We start from the raw sequence: 8,530 nt of genomic DNA, 5'->3' as shown, positions 1-8,530 counted from the left end.
GCTTTCGCACCAGGCTTTGCAGAAACACATTCATCGGTATTGGGTATGCCCTGAGGCACGGGCCTTTACGTCGAGTACAAAAAAACCGGGCAACCTCGCGGCCGCCCGGTTTCGGTGGACAGTTACAAATGCGATTCGGCGTATTCGGCCAGGATCGAGCGTGGTACCCCTTGCAGGGTGATGTGCACCCCGTTCGGGAAGTCCTTGAAGCGTTCAGTGAGGTAGGTCAGCCCGGAGCTGGTCGCGGACAGGTAAGGGGTATCGATCTGCGCCAGGTTGCCCAGGCACACCACTTTGGAACCGGCGCCGGCACGGGTGATGATGGTTTTCATCTGGTGCGGCGTGAGGTTCTGGCATTCGTCGATCAGAATCAGGCTCTGCTGGAAGCTGCGGCCCCGGATGTAGTTGAGGGATTTGAACTGCAACGGCACTTTGCTGAGGATGTAGTCGACGCTGCCATGGGTGCTTTCGTCATCCATGTGCAAGGCTTCGAGGTTGTCGGTGATGGCGCCCAGCCACGGCTCCATTTTTTCCGCCTCGGTGCCGGGCAGGAAGCCGATTTCCTGGTCCAGGCCCTGCACGCTGCGGGTGGCGATGATGCGGCGATAACGTTTGCTGACCATGGTCTGCTCGATCGCAGCGGCCAGCGCCAGGATGGTTTTACCCGAACCTGCGGCACCCGACAGGTTGACCAGGTGGATATCCGGATCGAGCAAGGCGTACAACGCCAGGCTCTGATAGATATCACGCGGCTTGAGGCCCCAGGCTTCCTGGTGCAGCAGCGGTTCCTGGTGCAGGTCGAGAATCAGCAAGCGGTCCTCTTCGATCTCCTTGATCCAACCGACAAAGCCCTGTTCATCAATGATGAATTCGTTGATGTGCACCGCCGGCAGGTTGTCGATCAACTGCACCTGATGCCAGGTGCGGCCGTGGTCCTGACGGGTTTCGACCTTGCTCACGCGGTCCCAGAAAGAGCCGGTCATGTTGTGGTAGCCGTTGGGCAGCAAGGACACGTCATCGACCAGTTGGTCGGTGCTGTAGTCCTCGGCCTCGATCCCGCAGGCGCGCGCCTTGAGGCGCATGTTGATGTCTTTGGTGACCAGCACCACGGGCTTTTTCGGGTCGCGCGCGTGCAGGTCGATCAGCTGGTTGATGATTTTGTTGTCGTTCAGGTGCTCGGGCAGAATCAGATGCGGCTCGGCATTCCTGATCATCAGAATTGACAGCAAACCCTTGGGTCCGCTTTTGCCACGCTGGATCGGCACACCCTGCTCGACATCCTCGGGTGAGGCATCGCCCAGGGTCTTGTCGATCAGGCGGATGGCCTGGCGGCATTCGGCGGCAACGCTGTGATGCCCGCTCTTGAGCTTGTCGAGCTCTTCAAGCACGGTCATCGGGATCGCGACGTGGTGTTCTTCGAAGTTGAGCAGCGCGTTTGGATCGTGAATCAATACGTTGGTATCGAGTACATAAAGGATTGGCTGGTTGGAAGAAGAGCTACGTCCGTGATCATCCATACTCGGTCACCTTTGTGGGAGCCAGTCGACGCAATACCTTGACGGTGCTGCGCCTCGAAGTGACTGCCGAATACACCTGCGGGGACTCAAGTGTTCTGCATACATGCGGGGTCTTGGAAGACGCCACCTGTGTTGCAGGTTTCGGCGGTCTGTCTTCGTAATACTCCAAAACGTATGACAGAAAAAAGTACTTTGACGCTTTTTTGAAGTTTATTTTTCAGAATGACCAATAGCACTTGGCGGACTGCCATCACCCGTTTACAGTCGTAAGTCGACCTGCAACGAATCCCCTTCCAAAATCGCCAAAAACCCGATGTCTACGGGGTTTTGTCGTTTTCAGCGAAACGCATCCTGGCAATCTTCCCAGCCGATTCCGACCGGCGCCGCTTGCGTGACCAGCCACGGCAACGCCGTTTTCACCCCATCCTGCTTCACATTGAAATTGATCACCCCGTGCCGCCACAGCAGCATCAGGGTCAGCACCCGTTGCGCGCTCGGGTTGCCCTTGAGTCTGCCGGCGCCGTCCTGGGCGTCGATGTCCCACAGCGCTACCTGTAAACCCTGAGCCTTGAAGAAGCCTTCGGCATCGGCACGGCGCTGTCCATCAGGCGGACGGAACAGGGGCACGTAGTTCTCCGGCAGCTTGCTTTTGACCAGTTCGGCGCTGCGGCGCACCGAGTCCTGCCAGTCCTGCCAGTGGCTGTGGGAACGGAACTCCCAGCCTTGTACGCCGATGCACTGGCTCGAGTAGGTCGCTTGCAGGTTACTCACCGAATGCTCGGCCAAACGCGCCTGGATGTCCTTGCCGAGGACGAAGAACGTCCCGCTCATGTTCGACTTGCGCAGGTACTCGGTGACCCAGGCGGTGTTATCCGGCGCGGCGTTGGCGGCGCTGTCGAAAGTCAGCAGAAACAGCCGGTCATGCATCTCGTCGCCGGTGCGCTCATAGTCGCCGAAGCGATCGACTTCACTGCTGGTTTGCGGGAACAACGCGGCCTTGCGCAACTGCTCGTCCAGGTATTGGGTGTGAAACACACGGCTCGGCTCGGCCCACTTGATGTAGTAGCTGTCTGCGCCGACCTGGAACCTGGCGGCCTGCTCGCGCAGGGTGGGCATGTCTTCGACCAGAAAACAGAAGGAGGCATCCTGGTCGCAACTCTGTTGGGCGAAGTTGTAGTTGGCCAGCAGCCGTTGCCACATGCGCTGGCGAACCCGGTTGACCGACTCCAGGTTGATCGTGCGCAGGCCCAGGCGCTGGGCCAGGGCGGGTTCATCCAGCGACTCGCTGGCCAACAGGACACTGGAAAACATGAGGATCTCGGCCCTGGACGCCACGTCGAACAACGTCGGGTTGCCGAGTTTTTCTGGCCAGGTGCTGCGATCGAGCGTCGCCACATCGCCCGGTGCCGCGAGGGCAGCGACGCTCAGTAGCCAGATCGAGATGAGAAAAGCGATACGCAATGGGATGTCTCCATAACAAAACCCGCGCGGCACTATAGCTGATCCACACACACCTCCTGCAGCAACACTGAACCACTGTGGGAGCGAGCTTGCTCGCGATAGCAGTAGTTCAGGCACCATCTTTGGTGAATGTCATACCGCAATCGCGAGCAAGCTCGCTCCCACAGGGTTTTACGCAATCCACCGGCCATCACCTATGGACGCCATAGCTGGAGTCAACACCGACAACCCCCTAGAATCGCCACCACGATTAAAGGAGACGACTTCATGCTGATGGTGATTTCACCCGCCAAGACCCTCGACTATGAAACACCGCCGGCGACCCAGCGCTTCACCCAGCCGCAGTACCTCGACCATTCCCAGGAGTTGATCCTGCAATTGCGTGAGCTGTCCCCGGCGCAGATCAGCGAGTTGATGCACGTCTCCGACAAGATCGGCGGGCTCAACGCCGCGCGCTTCGGCAGCTGGACCCCGGCGTTCACCCCGGAAAACGCCAAGCAAGCTCTACTGGCCTTCAAGGGGGATGTGTACACCGGCATGAATGCGCAAACCCTCAGCGAAGCCGATTTCGATTACGCCCAAAAACACCTGCGCATGCTCTCGGGCCTCTATGGCCTGCTGCGCCCGCTGGACCTGATGCAACCCTACCGCCTGGAAATGGGCACCAGGCTGGCCAACGCCCGGGGCAAGGATTTGTATGCTTTCTGGGGCACACGCATCAGCGAATGGCTGAACGAAGCCTTGGTCGATCAAGGCGATGACGTGCTGCTCAACCTGGCGTCCAACGAGTATTTCTCTGCGGTCAAACGCAACGCCTTGAACGCGCGCATCATCAATACCGAATTCAAGGACCTGAAGAACGGCCAGTACAAGATCATCAGCTTCTACGCGAAAAAGGCCCGCGGCTTGATGAGCCGCTTCGTCATCGACGAACGCATCAACGACCCGGCCACCCTCAAGCAGTTCGACGTTCAGGGCTATCGCTACAGCGCCGAACAGTCCAAGCCGGACAATCTGGTGTTTCTGCGCGATCACGCACCAGAGTGATGCATCCGGTAGGCGCACGACCTCCACAAACCCTCGTGCGCCGACCCTTGACTCACTTCAGCCTTCCCCGCCTTTTCGCCATATTTATGGCGCCAAAAATTCATCACTTGATTTCCTAACTTTAGTTTCACTCGACTTCGATCTTTTTTTTGCGTAGTGGCACTGACTTTTTTTAACAGTAGTGGCAAAAAAATATCTCCGCGGTTGAGCCGCCTATATATAAAGGGCGAAACGGCAAGTGCTATCAATTTGAGAGCAGTGCCATCTTTCTCAATATTTCAAGAAATTTCAGATTTGACGATGAGCGGACTGGAACTATGTCCAAATACGCCGCTCATACCACCGGTAACGATTCTCGCCGAGCGTGTACGAGATAACTTACGCAGATAAGCGATTCATGTAGCGAAGTTGTAACACTAACTTGCGCTGACTAATCACTGATTTGGACAACAGCAATCGGACAGGAGATAACGCTATATGACTATCCCCTACAAGGCCACGGCAGCGCCCCTATAAACGTGCTCACCCGAGCACCAGAACGCTTGATCCACGGGCTTTCGGCCTGACATCAAGCGTGCAGGACCTTTGCACCTGCATCTTCTGAAAAGAGGATCTGCTGCATAACAGGGCAAATCATAACAACAAGGCCTAGTTGCGCACACCTTGAGTGCATTTATTTAGCCACTCGTAACTTATATGCCAGCACAGGGCATTGTTGTGCCTGTAAGGCACACTTGCGAGTGCACTAAAACACGCTGAACACCATTAACTCCGGCCATCTAATGGCTTGATCAATACAGAGGTAATTGCGATGCGCATCAGCATTTTTGGTTTGGGTTACGTCGGCGCAGTCTGTGCCGGTTGCCTGTCTGCACGGGGCCATGACGTCGTTGGCGTCGATGTGGCCAAAGACAAGATCGATATGATCAATGCCGGCAAATCGCCGATCGTTGAACCAGGCCTGGGTGAACTTCTGGCCCAGGGCATCCAGACCGGTCGTCTGCGTGGCACCACCAACTTCGCCGAGGCGATTCGCGACACCGACCTGTCGATGATCTGCGTGGGCACGCCGAGCAAGAAGAACGGCGATCTGGAACTGAACTACATCGAGGCGGTGTGCCGCGAAATCGGTTTTGTCCTGCGTGACAAGACCACCCGCCACACCATCGTCGTGCGTAGCACCGTGCTGCCGGGTACCGTGGCCAACGTGGTCATCCCGATTCTCGAAGACTGCTCCGGCAAAAAGGCCGGCGTTGATTTCGGCGTGGCCGTGAACCCTGAGTTCCTGCGCGAAAGCACCGCGATCGCCGACTACGACCAGCCGCCAATGACCGTCATCGGCGAATTCGACAAGGCTTCCGGCGACGTTCTGCAATCGCTGTACGAAGAGCTTGACGCACCGATCATCCGCAAGGACATCGCGGTCGCCGAGATGATCAAGTACACCTGCAACGTGTGGCACGCCACCAAGGTCACCTTCGCCAACGAAATCGGCAACATCGCCAAGGCAGTCGGCGTCGACGGTCGCGAAGTGATGGACGTGGTCTGCCAGGACAAGACCCTCAACCTGTCCCAGTACTACATGCGCCCAGGCTTCGCTTTCGGCGGCTCGTGCCTGCCAAAAGACGTGCGTGCCCTGACCTACCGCGCCGGTTCCCTGGACGTGGAAGCGCCGTTGCTCAACTCGCTGATGCGCAGCAACGAATCCCAGGTGCAGAACGCTTTCGACATCGTTTCCAGCCACGACAAACGCAAAGTCGCCCTGCTGGGCCTGAGCTTCAAGGCCGGCACCGACGACCTGCGTGAAAGCCCGCTGGTTGACCTGGCGGAAATGCTGATCGGCAAGGGCTACGACCTGAGCATCTACGACAGCAACGTCGAGTACGCCCGCGTTCACGGCGCGAACAAGGATTACATCGAGTCGAAGATCCCTCACGTCTCGTCCTTGCTCAACTCCGATTTCGACGCGGTGATCAACAACTCCGACGTGATCATCCTCGGCAACCGTGACGAGAAGTTCCGCGCTCTGGTGCAGGACGTTCCACATGGCAAGCAAGTGATCGACCTGGTCGGTTTCATGTCCAAGGCCACCAGCGTGACTGGCCGGACTGAAGGTATCTGCTGGTAAAGCAGCCGCAAGCTTCAAGCTCCAAGCCGCAAGTTCAAAGCTCCTCGCTTGGGGCTTGAAGCTTGGGGCTTGCAACTGACTTTAGGATTCCGATTATGCACAGGCTAAAACACGGCCTACTCCAGGCCGCCGGGTGGCTGTTCTACCTGAGTTTACTGATGGGCCTCGCCATGGCGTTGCCCGTGTCCACGTTCGACTCCGAGTCGAAGGACTTCATTTTCCTGATCGGTATCGTCGGTATCTGGCGCTACTCGATGGGTGCCACGCACTTTGTGCGCGGCATGATTTTTCTGTACATCGTCTACCCGCACCTGCGGCGCAAAGTGCGCAAGCTGGGTAAAGCGGCTGACCCGTCCCATGTGTTCCTGATGGTCACCAGTTTCCGCATCGATGCCCTGACCACTGCGCAGGTCTACAGTTCGGTGATCCGCGAAGCCATCGACTGCGGCCTGCCGACCACCGTGGTCTGCTCCATCGTGGAAATGTCCGATGAACTGCTGGTCAAAAGCCTGTGGAACCGGATGAACCCGCCGTCCCGGGTGAAACTCGACTTCGTGCGCATTCCCGGCACCGGCAAGCGCGATGGCCTGGCCTACGGCTTCCGCGCCATCTCCCGGCACCTGCCGGATGATCGCGCCGTGGTCGCAGTGATCGATGGCGACACCGTGCTTGCCGAAGGCGTGGTGCTCAAGACCGTGCCGTGGTTCCAGATGTTCGGCAACGTCGGTGGCCTGACCACAAACGAATTCTGCGAGGTGCGCGGCGGCTACATCATGAGCGAATGGCACAAGCTGCGTTTCGCCCAGCGCCACATCAACATGTGCTCGATGGCCTTGTCAAAGCGCGTGCTGACCATGACCGGCCGCATGTCGGTGTTCCGCGCCACCGTGGTCACCAACCCGGACTTCATCGCCGACGTGGAAAGCGATTCGCTGCAACACTGGCGCCTGGGTCGCTTCAAGTTCCTTACCGGCGATGACAAGTCGAGCTGGTTCAGCTTGATGCGCCTGGGCTACGACACGTTCTACGTGCCCGACGCGGCGATCAACACCGTTGAACACCCGCCGGAAAAGAGCTTCATCAAGGCCAGCCGCAAACTGATSTTCCGCTGGTACGGCAACAACCTGCGGCAGAACTCCCGTGCCCTGGGCCTGGGGATCAAACGCCTCGGCGTGTTCACTTCGGTGGTGCTGTTCGACCAGCGCGTGTCGATGTGGACCTCGCTGCTGGGCCTGACCGTGGCGTTGATCGCCAGCTTCAAGTACGGCACCGCGTTCATCCTGGTGTACCTGCTGTGGATCGGCATTACCCGCCTGATCCTGACCGTGCTGCTGTCCTGCTCCGGTCACCGGATCGGCCCGGCTTACCCGGCGATTCTCTATTACAACCAGATCGTCGGCGCGCTGGTGAAGATCTACGTGTTCTTCCGCCTCGACAAACAGTCCTGGACTCGCCAGCCCACTTCTCTGACCCGTGATCTCGCCAGCTTTCAACGTTGGTTCAACACCTGGTCGTCTCGGACCATGACCTTCTCTGCCGGCAGCATTTTTGTCGCCGTGCTGCTGTTGATGGTCTGACCGAACTCGCCTGAATTAACTAGGAAAACGCCCTTATGAATACCGCCGTCAACGCCAACGTAGTGCATGAATCCGAAGCCCAGCGCCAACACGCCCGAGTGAAAATCCCGGCCAAGCTGCGTTTCTTCGGCCCCGACCGGACACCGGTCGAAGCCCGGGTGATCGACCTGTCCGCCGGTGGCCTGGCGTTCAACGCCGGTCAGTTGCCGCTGAAGATCGGTGACGTGTACAAGGCCCGCCTGCAATTCCTCATCGACAACCTCGGCCTGGCCATCGACGTCGAGTTGCAGGTCCGCTCCTTCGATCGCGAGACCGGACGCGCCGGCTGCCAGTTCCAGAACCTGGAACCACGGGACATCTCGACCCTGCGTCACCTGATCACTTCGCACCTGGCTGGCGACATCGTCAGCGTGGGTGAAATGCTGGCGACCCTGCAGCGCGACAACTTCACCAAAGCGCGCAAGTTGAAGGACGGCGGCCACGGCATGACCGCGTTCGGCCGCATGAAAGCCGTAACCTTCAGCCTGGGGGTCTTCGTTGTCGGCCTGGCTGCATTCGGTTTTGTTTTCAAATCGGTGTACGGCATGTACTTCGTCAGCCACGCCCAGGCCGGTCTGGTCAGCGTGCCGGGCGTGAACATCACCATGCCCCGCGACGGCACCGTGCAGAGTCTGGTGAAAGCCGACGGCGTGGCCGCCAAGGGCGCACCGCTGGCGACCTTCAGCACCAGYATGCTCGACGTGCTCAAGGGTCATCTCGACGAAGACCAACTGGCCCCGGCCAAGGTTGCAGAACTGTTC

General features: G+C 58.5%; 6 protein-coding genes. 4 read left to right on the top strand and 2 right to left on the bottom strand.

The window, feature by feature from the left end; genetic code table 11:
* Window positions 1–122: 122 nt before the first annotated feature.
* Both ACXRVY_RS11245 and ACXRVY_RS11240 read right to left on the bottom strand, forming a co-directional pair.
* On the bottom strand, window positions 123–1,517 hold the full coding sequence (locus ACXRVY_RS11245) for a PhoH family protein (RefSeq protein ID WP_223459847.1): 1,395 nt from the start codon (window positions 1,515–1,517) through the stop codon (window positions 123–125).
* Between the two features lie 336 nt (window positions 1,518–1,853).
* Entirely contained in the window at window positions 1,854–2,978 is a 1,125-nt protein-coding gene (locus ACXRVY_RS11240; RefSeq protein ID WP_223459844.1) for a polysaccharide deacetylase family protein, read from the bottom strand.
* A gap of 267 nt (window positions 2,979–3,245) precedes the next feature.
* Between ACXRVY_RS11240 and yaaA the strand changes: the two genes are divergently transcribed.
* From yaaA to ACXRVY_RS11220, 4 genes are all read left to right on the top strand, one after another.
* Window positions 3,246–4,025 carry a peroxide stress protein YaaA gene (gene yaaA / locus ACXRVY_RS11235; protein ID WP_223459842.1) on the top strand — a complete coding sequence of 260 codons (780 nt, stop codon included), beginning with the start codon at window positions 3,246–3,248 and terminating at the stop codon, window positions 4,023–4,025.
* An 811-nt stretch (window positions 4,026–4,836) separates the two neighbouring features.
* A complete protein-coding gene (locus ACXRVY_RS11230; protein ID WP_223459840.1) occupies window positions 4,837–6,153 on the top strand; it encodes a nucleotide sugar dehydrogenase in 1,317 nt (438 codons plus the stop codon).
* Window positions 6,154–6,248: 95 nt separating this feature from the next.
* The gene (gene alg8 / locus ACXRVY_RS11225) at window positions 6,249–7,730 is read left to right on the top strand and encodes a mannuronan synthase (protein ID WP_458237405.1); all 1,482 of its coding nucleotides are present in this window, start codon (window positions 6,249–6,251) and stop codon (window positions 7,728–7,730) included.
* 35 nt (window positions 7,731–7,765) lie between these two features.
* Window positions 7,766–8,530, top strand: a 765-nt coding sequence (locus ACXRVY_RS11220) for a PilZ domain-containing protein (RefSeq protein ID WP_458237404.1), incomplete at its 3' end; no start/stop codon positions are given.

It is taken from the genome of Pseudomonas sp. P5_A2_2 (assembly GCF_054177685.1).
This window is presented reverse-complemented; position numbering and strand designations above follow the sequence as displayed.